General features: G+C 71.9%; 15 protein-coding genes. 6 read left to right on the forward strand and 9 right to left on the reverse strand.

Annotated features, from left to right (window positions below):
* Window positions 1–55: 55 nt before the first annotated feature.
* The 8 genes from B207_RS0108370 to B207_RS0108405 all read right to left on the reverse strand — a co-directional run bounded on the left by B207_RS0108370 (window position 56) and on the right by B207_RS0108405 (window position 8,230).
* Window positions 56–1,348 (reverse strand): cytochrome P450, encoded by a 1,293-nt coding sequence (locus tag B207_RS0108370; RefSeq protein ID WP_018636078.1) that lies wholly within the window; start codon window positions 1,346–1,348, stop codon window positions 56–58.
* A gap of 16 nt (window positions 1,349–1,364) precedes the next feature.
* On the reverse strand, window positions 1,365–2,189 hold the full coding sequence (locus B207_RS0108375) for an SDR family NAD(P)-dependent oxidoreductase (protein ID WP_035740324.1): 825 nt from the start codon (window positions 2,187–2,189) through the stop codon (window positions 1,365–1,367).
* 5 nt (window positions 2,190–2,194) lie between these two features.
* Window positions 2,195–2,413 carry a ferredoxin gene (locus tag B207_RS0108380; protein ID WP_018636080.1) on the reverse strand — a complete coding sequence of 73 codons (219 nt, stop codon included), beginning with the start codon at window positions 2,411–2,413 and terminating at the stop codon, window positions 2,195–2,197.
* Window positions 2,414–3,622, reverse strand: a complete 1,209-nt coding sequence (locus B207_RS0108385; RefSeq protein ID WP_018636081.1) for an amidohydrolase family protein — start codon at window positions 3,620–3,622, stop codon at window positions 2,414–2,416.
* A 54-nt stretch (window positions 3,623–3,676) separates the two neighbouring features.
* A complete protein-coding gene (locus B207_RS0108390; RefSeq protein WP_018636082.1) occupies window positions 3,677–5,149 on the reverse strand; it encodes an aldehyde dehydrogenase family protein in 1,473 nt (490 codons plus the stop codon).
* A 62-nt stretch (window positions 5,150–5,211) separates the two neighbouring features.
* Entirely contained in the window at window positions 5,212–6,477 is a 1,266-nt protein-coding gene (locus tag B207_RS0108395) for a thiolase family protein (RefSeq protein ID WP_018636083.1), read from the reverse strand.
* Window positions 6,474–7,022, reverse strand: a complete 549-nt coding sequence (locus B207_RS0108400) for a Zn-ribbon domain-containing OB-fold protein (RefSeq protein WP_018636084.1) — start codon at window positions 7,020–7,022, stop codon at window positions 6,474–6,476. Before B207_RS0108400 ends, B207_RS0108395 begins: the two co-directional genes overlap by 4 nt.
* On the reverse strand, window positions 7,019–8,230 hold the full coding sequence (locus tag B207_RS0108405; RefSeq protein ID WP_018636085.1) for a CaiB/BaiF CoA transferase family protein: 1,212 nt from the start codon (window positions 8,228–8,230) through the stop codon (window positions 7,019–7,021). The genes B207_RS0108400 and B207_RS0108405 overlap by 4 nt, the downstream gene beginning before the upstream one ends.
* A gap of 305 nt (window positions 8,231–8,535) precedes the next feature.
* Here B207_RS0108405 and B207_RS0108410 point away from each other — a divergent pair, with 305 nt between their 5' ends.
* The 3 genes from B207_RS0108410 to B207_RS0108420 are packed head-to-tail and all read left to right on the forward strand — an operon-like array spanning window position 8,536 to window position 11,555.
* The gene (locus tag B207_RS0108410; protein WP_018636086.1) at window positions 8,536–10,002 is read left to right on the forward strand and encodes a class I adenylate-forming enzyme family protein; all 1,467 of its coding nucleotides are present in this window, start codon (window positions 8,536–8,538) and stop codon (window positions 10,000–10,002) included.
* A gap of 29 nt (window positions 10,003–10,031) precedes the next feature.
* Complete coding sequence (locus B207_RS0108415) at window positions 10,032–10,439, forward strand: cupin domain-containing protein (protein WP_084692050.1); 408 nt, start codon at window positions 10,032–10,034, stop codon at window positions 10,437–10,439.
* Window positions 10,440–10,487: 48 nt separating this feature from the next.
* Window positions 10,488–11,555 carry a phosphotransferase gene (locus tag B207_RS0108420; protein WP_018636088.1) on the forward strand — a complete coding sequence of 356 codons (1,068 nt, stop codon included), beginning with the start codon at window positions 10,488–10,490 and terminating at the stop codon, window positions 11,553–11,555.
* Between the two features lie 65 nt (window positions 11,556–11,620).
* Here B207_RS0108420 and B207_RS0108425 read toward each other — a convergent pair whose 3' ends face one another.
* Window positions 11,621–13,186 (reverse strand): LCP family protein, encoded by a 1,566-nt coding sequence (locus B207_RS0108425; protein ID WP_018636089.1) that lies wholly within the window; start codon window positions 13,184–13,186, stop codon window positions 11,621–11,623.
* 502 nt (window positions 13,187–13,688) lie between these two features.
* On the opposite strand from B207_RS0108425, the gene B207_RS0108430 reads away from it, so the two are divergent.
* The 3 genes from B207_RS0108430 to B207_RS0108440 are packed head-to-tail and all read left to right on the forward strand — an operon-like array spanning window position 13,689 to window position 17,054.
* Window positions 13,689–14,537, forward strand: coding sequence for a nitrilase-related carbon-nitrogen hydrolase (locus tag B207_RS0108430; RefSeq protein ID WP_018636090.1), 849 nt, complete (start codon window positions 13,689–13,691; stop codon window positions 14,535–14,537).
* On the forward strand, window positions 14,534–15,982 hold the full coding sequence (hydA, locus tag B207_RS0108435) for a dihydropyrimidinase (protein ID WP_018636091.1): 1,449 nt from the start codon (window positions 14,534–14,536) through the stop codon (window positions 15,980–15,982). Before B207_RS0108430 ends, hydA begins: the two co-directional genes overlap by 4 nt.
* A gap of 40 nt (window positions 15,983–16,022) precedes the next feature.
* On the forward strand, window positions 16,023–17,054 hold the full coding sequence (locus B207_RS0108440) for a TIGR03842 family LLM class F420-dependent oxidoreductase (RefSeq protein ID WP_018636092.1): 1,032 nt from the start codon (window positions 16,023–16,025) through the stop codon (window positions 17,052–17,054).
* Window position 17,055 lies beyond the last annotated feature (1 nt).

The raw sequence follows: 17,055 nt of genomic DNA on the forward strand, positions 1-17,055 counted from the left end.
GACTGTCTCCTGCCGTGTCAGTGCTGCGAAGAGGGCTCAGTGCCGCGAAGAGGGCTCAGCTGTCGAACAGGACGGGGATCTCGGTCGCGCCGCGCTCGTACATGCCGATGAGGCGCGGCGGCTCGGCGGCCGGGTCGAGGCGCAGGTTCGGCAGCCGGTCGAGCAGTGCCCCGATCCCGACGGTGATCTCGGCCCGGGCGACGTGCATGCCGAGGCACACGTGGGCGCCGCTGCCGAAGCCGAGCGAGCGCTTCATCGGACGGTGGATGTCGAACTCGTCGGGCCGGTCCCACCGGGCCGGGTCCCGGTTCGCGGCTCCCAGGCACAGGTGCACCACCGACCCGCGCGGGATCGCCAGCCCGCCGAGCTCGACGTCCCGGGTGGCGAAACGCGCGAACATCGGGTCGGTCGGTGACCAGCGCACCGACTCCTCCACGGCCGGGCGCAGCAGCGACCGGTCGGCCCGGACGGCCTCGAGCACCTCGGGCCGGCGCAGCAGGGCCGTCAGCGTGATGCCCATCTGCTTCCAGGTGGTGCCGGAGCCGGCGAGCAGCAGCAGGATCGCGAACGTGTAGATCTCGTGGTCGGACAGCTGGTGGCGCACCCCCTCCTCGTCGGTGATCTCCGCCTGGACCAGCACGCTGATCAGGTCGTCCTGCGGCGCCTCACGCCGGGCGGCGACGATCGGCGCGAGCATGCGGATCACCTCCGGCGGGTCGTTGAGCACCTCGCGGATGTGCAGCGCCTCCTCGACGGCGACCCCGAAACTGCTGGTGATGGTCAGCACCGGGATCGCCGCGCAGAAGTCGACGTTCAGCTCGGCGGCGCCGTCGCCGGCGAACCGGTCGATGAGGGCGTGCACCGTCTCCTCGATCCAGTTCGTGATCCACCACGGCCCGCGGGCCGGGACGAACGACGGCTGGACGAGCGCGCGGTAGCGGCGGTGCTGGGCGCCGCCCATCGACAGCATGCTGCTGCTCGCGCCGATCTGGCCCCCGGTGGGGTCGACGGCCTGCGGCGACGACGCGAACGTCTCGTTGTCACGGAAGACCTGGTCGCACACGTCGAACGAGAACACCGAGAAGTGCGGCCGGTCCGGGTAGGGCAGGCCCTGGAACATCGCGGGCCGGTCGTAACCGGTCAGCTCGTGGACGATGCCCTCGTGCACGGGACCCTGCTCGCGCAGCTCCCGCCAGACCGGGTTGGGGTCATCCTCGTAGTCGCCGCCGCTGCGCGCGTTGTAGCTGCTGCGCAGGTCGAACAGCTCCCGCAGCCGTTCCCGGTCGAGCACCGCCGCCGTCGGCGGGGCATCACTGCCGCGGTCGTTCACCTGGGTCACTCCGCTCATCCGTCCTCATCCGTCCTCACCTGGCCAGATATCCGCCGTCTACCGGGAGGAGGACGCCGGTGATGTTGGCGGCCCGGTCCGAGACCAGGAAGACCGCCGCCTCGGCGCAGTCCTCCGCGGTGATCGGCCGGCCCAGCGGGTGGTTGGCCCCGGTCTGGCGGGCCACCGCCGCCGTGGTCTCCTCGTCGCCGCCCAGGCCGCCGGCGGTCATGAAACCGGTGTACGGCATCCCGGCCGGGCAGATCGCGTTGGCCCGGATCCCGAACGGGGCCCCCTCGATCGCGACGGCCCGGGTCAGCTGGTGCACGCCGCCCTTGGTCGCGCCGTACACGGAGCCACCCCAGGCGACGCTCCCGGCGACGGAGCCGGTGTTGAGGATGACCCCGCCGCCGCCCTGCCGCCTGAACCGGAGCACCGCGTGCTTGCTGCCGAGGAACACCCCGCGCAGGTTGACGGCGATCAGGCGGTCGAAGTCCTCGACCGAGTGGTCCTCCAGCTTCGCGCCGAGCCGCGGGGTCGGCACACCGGCGTTGTTGAACACGATGTCGAGGGTGCCGAACCGCTCGGCGGCGTGGTCGAGCGCGCCGACCACGTCCGCCTCCACGGAGACGTCGCACCGCACGGCGACGGCCCGCGCCGCGACGCCGCCCGTCCCGCCCGGCCCGCCCGGCCCCTCCGATCCATCGAGCTTCTCGATCTCGCGGACCGTCTCCTCGGCACCGTCGAGGCTGATGTCCGCGCACACGACCCGGGCGCCCTCCGCGGCGAAGCGCAGGGCGGAGGCCCGCCCGACCCCCGATCCGGCGCCGGTCACCACGGCGACCTTCCCGTCGAGCAGCATGCTCGTCACGTTCCCTTCTCCTGTGTCAGCTCCTGTGCCAGCCGCAGCGCGCCGGTCGGGCAGGCGTCCACGGCGGAACCGATCACGTCCTCCTCGTCGCCCATCGGGTCCAGGACGACGACCTTGGCCACCTCGTCGTGGGCGAAGCTGTCCGGCGCGTAGAGGACGCACATCCCACTGCCGACACAGCGCTCGCGGTCGACGGCGACCGAGGGGGCGCCCACTCAGACGCCGCTGAGGACGGGCGGCTCGGCCGGGGTGAAGCGGTAGAGCCGCTCCGCGTTGCCGCGCAGGATCTTGTACTGCGTCTCGGCCGGGAGGTGGCCGATGATGCCCTTGACCGTCTGGATGCAGTTCGGCCAGGTGGAGTCCGAGTGCGGGTAGTCGGTCTCGCACATGATGTTGTCCTCGCCGATCTCGGCGATGCTGGCGATGCCGTGGTGGTCCTCGATGAAGCAGCCGTAGACGTGCTCACGGAACGTCGCGCGGATGTCGAGCGTGTCCAGGTCGAGGTTGGCGGCGGCGGCGTGGTCGTTCCACTGGACGCCCTTCTTGACCCAGTGCCGCTGCTTGTCGAGCACCTGCTCGGCGCGCTCCAGGTAGTACGGCATCCAGCCGATCTCACCCTCGGACAGCGCGATCTTCAGCTTCGGGTACCGCTGGAACATGCCGCTGAACAGCCAGGAGAGCATCGCGCCCGAGGTGCGCATCGCACCCCAGGTCAGGTTCGCCATGAACGGCGCGTCCGGGGCGATCTTCGGCACCTGCGACGACGAGCCGACGTGCATCGACACGACCATCTCCAGGTCGTTCGCCGCGGCCATCACCGGGTCCCAGTACCGGTCCTTGTCATGGATGGTCGGCAGGCCGAGCGGCGCCGGGTTCTCCGAGAAGGCGAACGTCGTCGCGCCCTTGGCGGCGCAGCGCTCGAGCTCGCGGGCGGCGAGCTGCGGGTCCCACAGCGGGATCAGCACCAGCGGGATGTAGCGGCCCGGCGCGGCGCCGCACCACTCCTCGATCATCCAGTCGTTGTAGGCCTTCAGGCAGACCAGCCCGAAGTCCCGGTCGCTGGCCTCCATGAACAGCTGGCCGCAGAACCGGGTGATGGTCGGGAAGCACAGCGAGGCGAGGATGCCCGCGCGGTTCATGTCCTCGACGCGGGCGGCGGCGTCGTAGCAGCCCGGCCGCATCTCGGAGTACTTCAGGGGGTTCGGGCTGAACTCCTCCTTCTCCTTGCCGGCGACCGCGCTCAGCCCCGAGCTGGGGAACCGCTTCCCGTCGTAGACCCAGGCGTCCATGCCGTCGGCGTCGAACTCCATGTGCGGGGCCCGGTCACGGTCCTTCGCCGGAAGCCGGTCCAGCCACAGGTTCGGCGGCTCGAGCACATGGTCGTCCACCGAGATCAGCCAGTCGAGCGGAAGGTTGCCAGTCATTGCTGCTCCTTGTAGATCGTCAGTACTCGGACATTCGGGCACTCGAACTCGCGATCAGCGGAGGTCGCTGATCGCCAGGTGCTTGACCTCCTGGAACGAGCGGATGCCGTCGGGTCCGCGCTCGCGGCCCAGACCGCTCTGCTTGTAGCCGCCGCTGGGCGCGTAGGCACTGAACATGCCGCCGACGTTGACGTTGACCGCGCCGGTGCGCAGCCGGCGGGCGATCGCCGTCGCGGTGGCGACGTCGGCGCCGAAGACCTGCCCGGACAGGCCGTAGTCGCTGTCGTTGGCGATGCTCACGGCGTCGTCGATGTCGCGGTAGCCGATGATGCTGATGACCGGCCCGAAGATCTCCTCCCGGGCCGCCGGGTTGGTGTTGTCCCGCAGGTCGAGCACGGTCGGCTCGAAGTAGTAACCGCGCTCCAGGCCCGCCGGGCGGCCGCCGCCGAACGCGACCTTGCCGCCGTGCTCCTCCGCGGTGGCGACGAACCGCTCGCAGCGCTCCCGCGCCGCCGCGTTGATGAGCGGGCCCATCCGGGCCGCCGGGTCGCTCGGCGGGCCGACCGTGATGGCCGCGTACGCCCGTGACACCGCCTCGACGACCTCGTCCTTGCGATCCTGGGGCACCAGCATCCGGGTGGCGGCGACACACGCCTGCCCGGCCGTCGCCCCCACCACCATGGCGGCCCCCGCCGCGACCCTGCCGAGCGCGTCCGGCAGGTAGATCTGCGCCGACTTGCCGCCGAGTTCGAGGGCGACCCGCTTCACCGTCGGCGCGGCCTGGGCGAGGATCCGCCGGCCCACCACCGTCGAGCCGGTGAACGACACCATGTCGACGAGCGGGTGGCCGGTGAGCAGCTCGGCGCCGGCGGCCCCGGCCTCGACGACGACGCTCAGCGCGCCCGCCGGCAGCCCGGCGGCCTCGGCGGCCGACCCGAACAGCAGCGAGGAGATCGGCGTGAGCGGGCTCGGCCGCAGGATCACCGAGTTGCCCGCCATCAGCGCCGGGATGAGCTTCTGGAACGCCATGATGATCGCGCCGTTGTACGGCGTGATCGCGGAGACGACGCCGACCGGCTCGTGCCGGCGGATGCTCAGCGTCGCCCCGGCGCGCACCAGGTCGTCCAGCGGCAGCGGGTTGTGGTCCTCGTGCTGCATGGACAGGTACAGGTCGATCGTGCCGCGGGCCAGCGCCACACCCGCGCCGAACTGGGCCCGCTCGGCGAACGACACGGGCTGGCCCGCCTCGGCGACCATCGTGGCGACGAACGCGCCGCGCTGCGCCACGATGTGGTCGACGAACGCGTGCAGCACCCGGGCCCGTTCGACCGGCGGGGTGTCCGCCCAGGTTCCGGCGTCGAAACAGCGCCGCGCCTCGACGACGGCCCGCTCGATCTCGGCCAGCGGCGTGACGGAGACGTCGGCGACATGCGACTCGTCCGCCGGGTTCTCCACGGCGAGCGGCGCGTCGCCGTCCACCCAGGTGCCGGCGACGTAGGAGCGCCGCTCGGCGATGAGGTCATCCACCGGCTCTCTCGCTTTCTCTAGGGCAGGGTCAGGAAGGCACAGCGTCAGGAAGGCACACAGCGTCAGGACGGCTCGGCCGTGTAGACGACGGCACCGCCGTAGTGCGGGGACGAGTGGCAGGCGACACCGACCGTCGCGCCCGCGCGCTGGCGGTCACCGGCCCGGCCGGAAAGCTGCAGGTAGCACTCGAGCATCTGGGGGATCCCGTGCATCCGGCCGTTGCCGAGCGCACCGCCCCCGGACAGGACGGGCAGCGCGCCCGGGCGGTCGCTGTCGATTCCGCCGTTCTGGACGAAGCGGTGTGCCTCGCCACGCGGGCAGAGGCCCAGGGCCTCCAGCCAGAAGTAGACGAACGGTGAGAACCCGTCGTAGACCTGCGGCAGGTCGACCTCGGCCGGCCCCACCCCGCTGGCCTCCCACAGGCGCCGGGCGGTCTCGGTGCCGACGTCCATGATGTCGTCGAGCGGCCAGTGCAGCGGCGCGCGGCGCGTCGCCGGCAGGCCGCTGGCGAAGCCGGAGACGTACACCGGCCGGTGCGGCAGGTCGGCGGCCCGCTCGGCCGAGGTGAGGACGAAGGCCGCCACCCCGTCGACGGGGATGTCGCAGTCGTACCGGCAGACCGGGTCACTGATCATCGGCGCGGCCAGGTACTCCGCCTCGGTCAGCGGGCGCTTGTACCAGTACGACCAGGGGATGCGCGAACCGTTCTTGCGGGCCTCGACCACGACGGACGCCATCGCCGCGCGGTCCGCGCCGTACCGCTGCAGATACTCGTTGTACGGCAGGCCGATCATGGCTAGCGGGCCGAAGAAGCCCTGCGGGGCGGTCCACTGCGCCGGCCCGGCGGCCCGCTCCATGCTGTTGGCGTGGTACTTCCCGGGCGGGTTGTACAGCGCCCGGTAGACCACGACCGTCTGGGCGGCGCCGCTGGCGACCGCGTTGACCGCCATCCCGACCATCCCGGGGATCTGGCCGATGCCGTGGAACCCGGCGACATGCCGCGCGGCGGTGTGGCTGGGAGCTGTGTGGCTGGGAGCTGTGTGGCTGGGAGCTGTGTGGCCAGAAACGGTGTCGAGCCGCTCCGCCAGCCAGGTGGCCGGCACGGAGCTGATCCCGTCCTGGACGGCGTGCGAGCCCGCGGTGGGGAACAGCGCCGAGGTGACGACTCCGTCGACGTCCGCGGGCGTCAGCCCGGCATCGGCGATCGCGGCCCGCGCGGTCTCCAGCGTGACCGCGCCGAGCGGACGCGCGGCGTGACGCTGGACGGCGCTGTGCGCGTACCCGACGAGGGCCACCTTGTTGCGGGCCGCGAACCGCCGCCCGCTCACCGCGCACCCCCGGACGACTCCGCCGGGCCGGGCACCGCCGGGCCGGGCACCGCCGCCAGCGTGAACGCGGGGACGCTGACACCGGGCTGGACGTCCTCGAAGGCGACCTGGACCGGTACGCCGAGGCGCAGCGCGGGCTCGGGGCCGGCCAGCACGCCGGGGCCGTCGAGCAGGCGCCCGATCATCCGCAGCTCGGCCTGCTCGGCGAGCTCGACGTCCACCAGCACGAACGGCACCTCGGCCGCGAAGCCCGGCAGGCCGGACTGGCGGACGACCGTCCAGGACCGGACGGTGCCGCGGCCGCTGACCGGTTCGAAGGCGTAGTCCGGGTCGGTGCTGCGGCAGTGCGGGCAGGCCAGGTCGGGCGGCAGCACGAACGACCCGCAACGGGCGCACCGGGCCAGCGCCAGGACGTGCTCGGCCGCGGCCGACCAGTAGGGACCGGACGTCTCGTCCGGCACCGGTAACGGTCGCGCGGCGGCGGGCGGCGGGGTGGCGGGCGGCGGGGTGGCGGGCGGCGCGGCGGCGGGCACGGGGGCGCTCACGGGATCACCCGCGTCTCGGCGAGCTCGCCGATCTGTTCCCAGGTGTAGCCGAGCTCCAGCAGCAGCGACTCGGTGTGCTCGCCGTGCTCGGGGGCGCGCCGCAGGTGCGGCGGCTGCCCGTCGAACTGGACCGGGCCGGTCGGCAGCCGGTAGGACGGTCCGCTCTCGGCGGCGACCTCGCCGATGTAGTCGTTGGCCAGCACCTGCGGGTCGGTGAGCAGCTCCTCGACCGCCTGTACCGGGGCCCACGGGGCGTCGATCCCGGCGAGCAGGTCCTTCCACTCGGCGAAGGTCCGGTCGGCGAAGATCGCCGCGATCTCGGCGACGCACGCCGGGCGGTTGGCGGCGCGGGCCGCCAGATCGGTGAAGCGGGGGTCGGTGACGAGGTCCTCCCGACCGACCAGGCGGCAGAAGTCGGCCCAGTAGCGGTCCGGCTCCAGGAACACCAGCTGGATGTGCCGGCCGTCCTTGGTGCGGTAGGAGCCGACCAGCGGGTTGCGGTAGGCGTCGGTGCCGGACGCCGCCCGCGGGGTGTGGCCGGCGAGGGCGGAGAGCACGTCGGAGGACAGCGTCCACATCGCGGTCGCGAGCAGGGAGACGTCCACGACCGTGCCGCGCCCGGTGCGCTCGCGCCGCAGCAGCGCCGCGGCGATCCCGAACGCCACCGCCATGGCGCCGTTGCGGTCGCCCATCGCGCCGCGCTGGCTGATCGGGGCGTCCTGGTCCGGTGGGGTCAGGACGTGGGCGAGGCCGCCCTGCGCCCAGAAGGCCGAGGAGTCGTAGCCGGGGCGGTCGGCGCCGGGGCCGCGCGCGCCGTAGCCGTGCCCGCGGGCGTAGACCAGACGCGGGAACCGCGCGGTCAGCGTGTCGGAGTCGAGCCCGAGGCGACGCAGCGCGCCGGGCCGGAAGTTCGTGAGGAAGACGTCGGCGGTCTCCAGGAGCTGGCCGAGCACCTCGCGGCCCCGCTCCGTCCGCAGGTCCATGGCGAGTGAACGCTTGCCCCGGTTGGCCAGGGCCACCGAGAGGTTGACCCCCCCGCCGTCCGTCCCGATGCCCTGCGTGGCCAGCCCGCGGTACGGATCGCCCTCCGGACGTTCCACCCGGACGACGTCGGCGCCCCAGTCGGCCAGCAGCGCACCGGCGACGGGCACGAACACCCACTGGGCCAGCTCGACCACGCGGACACCTTCGAACGCGGCCTGATCCACGCTGACACCTCCCCTCGACCTCGGAAAACAAGCACGTAGAGCGAGAATGTAGAACGTCACTCTCGTACTTGTGAAGACGTTGACTTCTCCCACAATGCGTGTAAACATCCACTCGCCAGGCTGACCGGTCGGGCCGGCCGGCCAGGCCACCCGGATCCGAACCGTCGCGAGCCGCCGCGGATCACGCGGGCCCCTCCGTCCAGCCGGACCCCTCCGTCCAGCACAGTGAGTGAACGCTCTTTTTTTAGGTGCGGGAGTGCGGCGGTGCGCCCCGGCGCCGCCTGACACGGCCGAGAGGAACGCCTGTGGACATCCAGATCAGCCATGCCCGCCGCATCCGTGAACTCGCCGCGACCCGCCCGGACGAGGTGGCCGTACGCAACGTGTCCCTCGACGGGACCACGACCGCGGCGACCTGGGTCGAGCTCGACCGCCGCTCGAGCCAGCTCGCCGGCGCGCTCGTCGAGCGTGGGCTCGCCGTGGGTGACCGCCTCGGCATCGGGCTGCGCAACTCCCCGCAGTTCGTCCTCGCCGTGCTGGCGGCCTGGAAGGTCGGCGCCGTCCCGGTGCCGGTGCGCTGGGACATCCCCGAGTGGGAGCTGGCCCGCCTGCGGGAGGTCATCGACCCGCGTGTCTTCCTCGGCGCCGAGGACATCCCCTGGATCGACGCCACCGCCGGGCTTCCCGTGCCGTTCCTGCCGGACGCGGTCTCCCCGCAGATCAACGGCATCTGCAGCAGCGGCTCGACCGGGACGCCGAAGGTCATCCTCACCGATCGGCCGTCGCTCTACGACGAGCGGACCACCGTCCCGTTCATCGCCGCGTGGAACCCCGTGCCGCGCCCGCAGACGATCCTCGTGCTCGCGCCGATGTACCACGCGAACGGGCTCACGACTCTCTACACCCTTCTCGCCGGCGACCGCCTGGTCATCATGGAGAAGTTCGACGCCGCCCGGGTCGTCGACGTGATCGAGCAGCACCGCGTCACCACGTTCACCGCGACGCCGACGATGCTGCAGCGCATCGCCGACCTGCCCGGCATCGAGCAGCGGGACCTGTCCAGCCTCGTCTGGATCCTGCAGGGCGCCGCGCCGATGCCGCCGTCGCTGGTGCACCGCTGGGCGAAGCTGATCGGCGCCGAGCGGATCGTCATGGCCTACGGGATGACCGAGGGCCTCGGGTCCACCGCCCTGCGCGGGGACGAGTGGATGGCTCACGAGGGCAGCGTCGGGCGCCCGTTCCGCGACACGGAGATCCGCGTGCTCGACGACGACGGCAACGAGCTGCCCGCCGGCGAGGCCGGGCTGATCTACCTGCGCTCGCGGATCACGGGCAGCTACCGCTACCTCGGCGACGCGCCGCCCCTACGGAAGACCGAGGACGGCTTCAGCACCGCCGGGGACGTCGGCTACCTCGACCCCGACGGCTGGCTGTACGTCCTCGACCGGCGCGTGGACATGATCGTCACCGGTGGCGCGAACGTCTTCCCGGCCGAGGTCGAGGCCGCCCTCATCGAGCACCCCGAGATCGCGGACGTCGTCGTCATCGGCCTGCGCGACCCGCGGTGGGGCCGCCGCGTCCACGCCATCATCGAGCCCGCCGACCCCGCCAACCCCCCGTCGACCGGCGAGGTCGTCAGCTACGCCAAGAGCCGTCTCGCCCCCTACAAGGTCCCGAAGACCGTCGAGGTCGTCGACGCCATCCCGCGCAGCGCGGCGACGAAGGTGAACCGCGGTGCCCTGGTGGCAGCCCGCGACGCCGTGACAGCCTGAGAACGAACAGAACCAACCGGGAGGATCGGATGCCAGTCAGCAAGCCGAGCGAGTTACCCAGGGGTGGCGGCGGCCGCTGGCCGGCCAGCGGCAGCGGGTTCAGGTCGGCGCAGTGGGGTGACATGGAGGTCGGCTACACGGCGACCGGCCCGCTGGACTGCACGCCCGGCTACCAGGGCCTGCCCGGCGGGGTCTGCCCCTGCCCGCACTACGGCTACGTCTTCGCCGGCCGGGTCCGGGCCGTCTACCCCGGCACGAACTGGCCGGACGAGGTGGCCACCGCCGGAGACGTCTACTTCTTCCCCGCCGGCCACTCGCTGATCTACGAGGAGCCCAGCGAGGTCCTCGAGATCAACCCGGCGGCGGCTCTGCAGCAGGTCATGGCGCACTTCGAGTCGCTCGCGGGCACCGGCCGCCTGGCCTCCGACGGCGGCTGACACCGGGCATCCGGCCAGCCCGCCCACCGACACCCAGGAGGAAGCGACGTGTCCGACCTGCCCACCGCCACACCGGCCCGCGTGCCCGAACAGCTCGACGAGGTGCTGTCCCCCGGATGGCTGAGCGCGGCGCTCGGCGCCCGCTTCCCGGGTATCGAGGTCACCGAGGTGACCCCCGGCCCGGTCGTCAGCCGGATCTCGACCAACGTCCGGTTCCACATCACCTGCGCCGGCGGTGTGCCCGCCGGACTCTCCCCCCACCTGTGCGTCAAGGGCTACTTCTCCGAGCGGACCCTGCCAGCTCGTCACGCCGGCATCCCGGAGACCCTCTTCTACCGCGACCTGGCCGAGCGGACCGGGGTGCGCACCCTGCGCAGCCCCTACGCCGAGGTGGACACCGCGAACGGCGCGAACGTCCTCATCACCGAGGACGTGATCGCCGCCGGCGGCACCTTCCTGGACGGCCAGCACCCCTACTCCCCCGACCAGACCGCCGCCAGCCTCGAACAGCTCGCCCGGCTCCACGCCACGACCTGGGGCGACCCGAGCCTGGCGGACGCCAGCTGGCTCTCCTCGCGGATGGGGCCCCGCACCGGCCCCACCTGGCGGGAGAAGATCGAGGCCAACTTCACCACCGCCACCGGCGCCGGCGCCCCCGAGGAGGTCCGCGACGTCGGGCGGCTCGTCGCCGCCTACAGCGCGCTGGCCGATCTGGTCACCACCACCTCGCCGTGGACGATCGTGCACGGCGACCCGCACGTCGGCAACATCTTCCTGGACGGCGAGGGACGGCCGTCGCTGCTCGACTGGCAGCTGGTGCAGCGGGCCCCGTGGTACATCGACGTCGGTTACCACATCGCCTCCGCTCTCACCGTCGCCGACCGCCGCACCCACGAGACCGACCTGCTGCGGCACTACCTGGACGCGCTGGCCGCCGGCGGGATCGAGCCGCCGTCGTGGGACGAGGCCTGGCTCGGGGTACGCCGCAGCGTCCTGCAGGGCTTCTACCTGTGGAGCATCACCTCGATGGTGAACCCGGCGATCACCGCCGTGCTCATCGAACGCCTCGGCACCGCCGTCGCCGACCACGACTCGTACGCCACCGTCGGCCGGTAGGCCGCCGACCAGCCGACCGCGGAGCGGCCGGCCCTGCAGTCGACGAACGGCGTCGCCTCATGAGGTCAGTACACGCAGTCCTCAGGCGGTGCCGGGGCCAGCGGGGCCGCCGCCTGGAGCGGTTCCGCGGAACCGCCCGGCCCGGTCGCTGTGCCCGCAGCGCCGGTGGCGGCTGCGACTGGGGCGCTCCGGGTGGAGGGCGTCGCCCCGGGGCCCGACGCCGGCCCGTTCTCGCCTGCCGCGAGGGCCTGCACCGCGGGATTCGGGTCCGGCGGGTCGACCACGCCGTCGAAGGCGGATCCCACGATGATCTGGACACCCTCGACGGAGCCGTCGGACGCCAGCCTCGCGCCCGGCATCAGGGGCAGCAGCCGGCGTGCCGTGGCCTCGGCGTCAGCTCCATAGCGGATCCAGGTGGCCTTGTAGTCGCTGCGCGGGGCGCTGTCCGCGGTGTCGGCGCTGACGCCCCTCGCCGCGAGGTCGCGCACGACTCTGCTCGCGACTCCCGCGACCGTGGTGCCGTTGACCACCGTGATCCTCGCACCCGCCTCGCCCTGGGCCCCGGAGTCGGCATCGACGGACCCACCTCCGCCACCGAGCGGCTCGAAGACGGCGTCGAGATCCGCCTGATTGTACATTTCGACGGACCCGACACGATTGGAGATTTCTCCCCGGGAGGGGTCGATGGCGCCCTCCTCCCGGGTAGCGGCATGCGTGGGAATCGTCTGCGTCTGGAGTCCGCCGCTGGCGGCGCCCTGCAGGCGGCCGGCAAGCCGGCCCAGGTCGACCGGCTTGGTCTTGCTGTCGAGTTCCAGCGCATCGCCGACCGCGCCCAGCAGGCCAGTCACCCTGGACGGGTTGTTCAGCACGCCACCGCTGCCGACCTTGGCGAGGATTCTGCTCAGAAAGTACTGCTGACGTCTGGTGCGGTCGATGTCCGAGTCGGGAAGGCCGTAGCGCTGACGCACGAAGGCCAACGCCTGCTCACCTTGGATCTGGATGGTTCCGGGGCCTCCCCGGAACTGGCTGTAGGGGTCGTTCGTGTTCGTGCTGACGATGTTTCTTCCGAGCTCCTCGTTGTAGTTGGTGGCCGAACCGTCCCATTGTTTGATGCAGACATCCACACCGCCGACGACCTCCGAGATCTTCATGAAGCCGGCCAGGTCCACGGAGACGTAGTGGTCGATGCGCAGCCTGGTCATCCGCTCGACCAGCTTGATCAGAAGCGTGGGTCCGCCCTCCGAGAGGGCGGAGTTGAACTTGTTCTCGGTCGGCGGGTGCACCTTTCCGTCGGTACCGGTGTACTCGGGAACGAGGACGTACATGTCACGGGGGAAGGAGACCATCGTGACCTGGTCGTCGGCGCTGATATGCGCGAGGATCGTGGTGTCCGAGCGCTGCCCGGCCACATCACCGAATGCCTTCCCGGTGCCGAGGCGGCTGTCCGTGCCGACCAGGAGGACGTTCGTCGCGTCCCCGCGCGCGGGCGGGCGGTCGTCACCGAGGTCGCCGATCGCGACCCGCTCGATCCTTCTGTCGAAGTAGGCGTACGCGGCCCAGCCGCCCACCGCACCGAACAGGACCAGTACGGACAGCACCGCGGCGAGCCCGTAGCGCAGACGCCGCGCCATCGTCGGCCGCGGACGGCCTCCTTGCAGGTCAAAGGGGTGCCCCCGACCGGTCGGCCCCGGATCCGACCGCTCCGGATCCGGTTGTTCCGAAGCCGGCTGTTCCGGATCCGACCACCGCGGCGCGCCCTCGTCCAATCCGTGCTCCTCTGCCGTCTCCCCGCCCCGACACCCGCACCACCCACCAGGAGCAGCCGCGCCGGCTGGCCGGAAGCCCGAAGGCCGGGCGCGGCCGTTCCGATCGCACCCGATACCAGGACAACAGGCCTGTATGGACCCGTTGGCTGCGAATGCTAGCCGAACGCAAAACGACGTTCTTCACAGGCGAGAGCGCCATGAGTTACCCGTACGGGGCAATCACGCCAGATCCGTCCAGAACGGCCCATTGACCTGCACATATCCGTCCGGAACGGGAACGGCTGCGGTCACGGCTGGCAGCGGTGTGCCGACGCGGTGACGATGGCGGCGACATCTGACGTCGTCAGTCGTGAGGAGCGGGCCGGGGATGGCAACGGTACGTGCCGCGATCACACAGGTGGCCTGGACGGGCGAGCGGGAGTCGATGGTCGCCCGGCACGAGGAACTGGCCCGCGAGGCCGCCGCCGGGGGTGTGCGGGTGATCGGGTTCCAGGAGCTGTTCAGCGGCCCCTACGTCGGGGCGGTGCAGGACCAGCGCTACTACCGCGGCGCGGAGCCGATCCCCGGCCCGACCGTCGAGCGGTTCCAGCGGCTGGCCGAGCAGCTCGGTCTGGTCATGATCCTGCCGATCCACGAGGTCGCGGCCCAGGGCGAGTACTACAACGCCGCCGCGGTGGTGGACGCCGACGGCAGCCTGCTCGGACGGTACCGCAAACACCACATCCCGCAGCTGCCGTCGTTCTGGGAGAAGTTCTACTTCCGCCCCGGGAACCTCGGTTACCCGGTGTTCGACACCGCGGTCGGCCGAATCGGGGTGTACATCTGCTACGACCGGCACTTTCCCGAGGGCTGGCGCGAGCTGGGGCTGGGCGGGGCCCAGCTGGTGTTCAACCCCTCGGCGGCGAAGCCGGGCCTGTCGAACCGGCTGTGGGAGATCGAGCAGCCCGCCGCCGCGGCCGCCAACCAGTACTTCGTGGCGGCCAACAACCGCATCGGCCAGGAGGCCGGCGAGTTCGGGGCCGACGCCCCGCGTTTCTACGGCTCCTCCTACTTCGTCGACCCCCGCGGCGTCGTCGTCGGGGAGGTCGCGTCGGCGGACAAGGAAGAGCTCGTCGTCCGCGACCTGGACCTCGGCGAGATCACCCGGGCCCGCGACGACTGGCAGTTCTACCGCGACCGCCGCCCCGAGACCTACCAGCGGGCGGTGCGGGAATGACCACCCTGCTCATCCACGGCGGGACGGTCGTCAATCCCACCGGCCCCACCCGCCAGGACGTCCTGGTCGAGGGCGAGACGGTCGCGGCGCTGCTGGCGCCCGGATCAGCCCTGGCGACGGCGGTGCACAGCGGCGCGGTGCGCCCCGACCGGGTGATCGACGCGACCGGGCGGTACGTGATCCCGGGCGGGGTGGACGTCCACACGCACATGGAGATGCCGTTCGGCGGCACCCGGGCGTCCGACACGTTCGAGACCGGAACCCGGGCCGCCGCCTGGGGTGGCACGACGACCATCGTCGACTTCGCCGTCCAGACCCGCGGGCAGCGGGTGCAGGACCAGCTCGCGCTCTGGCACGCGAAGGCGGCCGGCAACTGCGCGGTCGACTACGCGTTCCACCAGATCATCGGCGACGTGAACGACGAGTCGCTCAAGGCGATGAGCGAGCTGATCGACTCCGGCGTCACCAGCTTCAAGCTGTTCATGGCGTACCCCGGTGTGTTCCTCTCCGACGACGGGCAGATCGTACGGGCGATGCGGGCGGCGGCCGGCAACGGCGCCCTGATCATGATGCATGCCGAGAACGGGCCGGTGATCGACGTGCTCGTGCGGCAGGCGCTGAGCGAGGGCCGCACGGGGCCCTACCACCACGGCACGACGCGGCCCTGGCAGACCGAGCAGGAGGCCACCCACCGGGCGATCATGCTGGCGGACCTGACCGGCGCCCCGCTCTACGTGGTGCACGTGTCGGCCCGGCAGGCACTCGCCCGCGTCGCCGAGGCCCGCGACGCCGGGCAGAACGTGTTCGCCGAGACCTGCCCGCACTACCTGTACCTGTCGCTGGAGGAGCAGCTCGGCGCCCGCAGCGCGCAGTGGGGGGAGTTCGAGGGTGCCAAGTGGGTCTGCTCGACCCCGCTGCGCGCCCGCTCCGAAGGACACCAGGAGGCACTGTGGCGTCACCTACGCACGGGCGACGTCACCGCCGTCTCCACCGACCACTGCCCGTTCTGCATGACGGACCAGAAGGAGCTTGGCCGTGGTGACTTCTCCCGGATCCCCAACGGGATCGGCGGCGTCGAGCACCGCCTGGACCTGATGTTCCAGGGCGTGAAGGAGGACCGGCTGAGCCTGGGTCGGTGGGTGGAGGTTTGCTGTGCCGCCCCGGCGCGCATGTTCGGCCTGTACGGCCGCAAGGGCGTGATCGCCCCGGGCGCCGACGCCGACATCGTCGTCTACGACCCGGACGGGCACACCTCTTTCGGGCTCGGCCCGGGGCGCAGCCACCACATGAACATGGACCACTCGGCCTGGGAGGGCTGGGAGATCGACGGGCACGTGGACGTCGTCCTCTCCCGCGGCACGGTGATCAAGGACGAGTCCGGCTACGTGGGGCGCCCGGCCCACGGCCGGTTCGTCCGGCGCGGCCTTTCCCAGAACCTGATCTGACCGACCCGCAGAGGCATCGGCAACGGAGGCATCGGCAACCATGGATTTCGGCGTCGTCCTGCAGACCGACCCGCCGGCCTGGCGGGTGGTCGATCTGGCCCGCCGGGCCGAACAGTACGGCTTCAGCCATGTGTGGACGTTCGACTCGCATCTGCTGTGGCAGGAGCCGTTCGTGATCCACAGCCAGATTCTCGCCGCGACCCACCGGGTCACGGTCGGGCCGATGGTGACCAACCCGGCGACCCGCGACTGGACCGTCACCGCCTCGCTGTTCGCCACCCTGAACAGCATGTTCGGCAACCGCACCGTGTGCGGGATAGGCCGCGGCGACTCCGCGGTGCGGGTCATCAACGGGCGTCCGGTGACCCTGGCCCAGCTCGGCGAGGCGATCGAGGTGATCCGTCCGCTGGCCAACGGCGGGGTCGCCGAGCACCGGGGCGGCAAGCTGCGGTTCCCCTGGGGCGGGGAGTCCCGGCTGCCGATCTGGGTGGCGGCCTACGGCCCGCGGGCACTCGCCCTCGCCGGCCGGCTCGGCGACGGTTTCATCCTGCAGCTGGCCGACCCGGACATCATCGCCTGGTCGGTGGCCGCCGTACGCAGGGCCGCCGCCGACGCCGGGCGCGACCCGGGCGCTGTCACGATCTGCGTGGCCGCCCCGGCCTACGTCACCGACGGCTCCGCGGCCGGCCTCGCCCACGGACGCGACCAGTGCCGCTGGTTCGGAGGCATGGTCGGCAACCACGTCGCCGACATCGTCGCCCGCTACGGCGCTGGCCCGGACGCCACGCCGGCCGCGCTCGTGGCTTCCATCGCCGGCCGCGAGGGCTACGACTACAACGCCCACGGCAAGGCCGGCAACCCCCACACCGACTTCGTGTCGGACGAGGTCATCGACCGGTTCTGCCTGATCGGCCCGCCCGCGACCCACGTGCGGCGCCTTGACGAGCTGGCGACCCTCGGTGTCGACCAGTTCGCGCTCTACCTGCAGCACGACCACAAGGACGCCACCCTCGCCGCCTACGGCGAGAAGATCATCCCACAGGTGAGCACGCACCTCACTGCCCGTCCTTAGC

Origin of the sequence: Parafrankia elaeagni (assembly GCF_000374165.1) — a bacterium.
Classification (GTDB): Bacteria; Actinomycetota; Actinomycetes; order Frankiales; family Frankiaceae; genus Parafrankia; species Parafrankia elaeagni.

Bases quoted from the DNA above. Each gene is read 5' to 3' on its own strand.
- B207_RS0108370 (WP_018636078.1), bottom strand. From the start codon at position 1,348: ATGAGCGGAGTGACCCAGGTGAACGACCGCGGCAGTGATGCCCCGCCG.
- B207_RS0108375 (WP_035740324.1), bottom strand. From the start codon at position 2,189: ATGCTGCTCGACGGGAAGGTCGCCGTGGTGACCGGCGCCGGATCGGGG.
- B207_RS0108385 (WP_018636081.1), bottom strand. From the start codon at position 3,622: ATGACTGGCAACCTTCCGCTCGACTGGCTGATCTCGGTGGACGACCAT.
- B207_RS0108415 (WP_084692050.1), top strand. From the start codon at position 10,032: ATGCCAGTCAGCAAGCCGAGCGAGTTACCCAGGGGTGGCGGCGGCCGC.
- B207_RS0108425 (WP_018636089.1), bottom strand. From the start codon at position 13,186: ATGGCGCGGCGTCTGCGCTACGGGCTCGCCGCGGTGCTGTCCGTACTG.
- B207_RS0108430 (WP_018636090.1), top strand. From the start codon at position 13,689: ATGGCAACGGTACGTGCCGCGATCACACAGGTGGCCTGGACGGGCGAG.
- hydA (WP_018636091.1), top strand. From the start codon at position 14,534: ATGACCACCCTGCTCATCCACGGCGGGACGGTCGTCAATCCCACCGGC.
- B207_RS0108440 (WP_018636092.1), top strand. From the start codon at position 16,023: ATGGATTTCGGCGTCGTCCTGCAGACCGACCCGCCGGCCTGGCGGGTG.